This window comes from Methylobacterium sp. J-048 (assembly GCF_022829515.1).
Lineage (GTDB): Bacteria > Pseudomonadota > Alphaproteobacteria > Rhizobiales > Beijerinckiaceae > Methylobacterium.
The window spans coordinates 1-370 of record NZ_JAKSYL010000094.1 but is presented as its reverse complement, the minus strand read 5'-3'; the positions used below and the strand labels follow the sequence as shown (position 1 = coordinate 370).

Genomic DNA, 370 nt, shown 5'->3' with positions numbered 1-370 from the left:
CGCGAACCTCGACCCGACGATCAAGGGCGACCCGGATGCGAGCGGTCGCCCGACGAGCTTCGGCACCGCGCAGTGGCACGCAGAACGGTTCACGCAGCTCAAGGCGTTCGCCGACAAGATGGGGGTCGACTGGACTGACGTGCCACTGCGCGGTGCCGAAGCTCTTCGGGCGACCGCTCGCATCCGCCTCGCGTTCGCCCGGCACGAGCAGCTAGCGAAGTCGGACTGATTGCGGGCGAGAACTTGCCTTTTCGCTGATACGTCGTCAACGAGAACGTTCTTTTTACATAACAATCGCATGGAGATACTGTTTCTATGGGCAGCGCAATACGTAGAATAATCTTCGTGCCATCGAAATTTACTCCAGCTT

Annotated in this window: 1 protein-coding gene; it reads left to right on the top strand. The window is 59.2% G+C overall.

What is annotated here, in order from left to right:
• Positions 1–229: hypothetical protein (locus tag MKL09_RS07040; RefSeq protein ID WP_244019146.1), on the top strand; the 229-nt coding region annotated here is incomplete at its 5' end.
• Between the last annotated feature and the right edge of the window lie 141 nt (positions 230–370).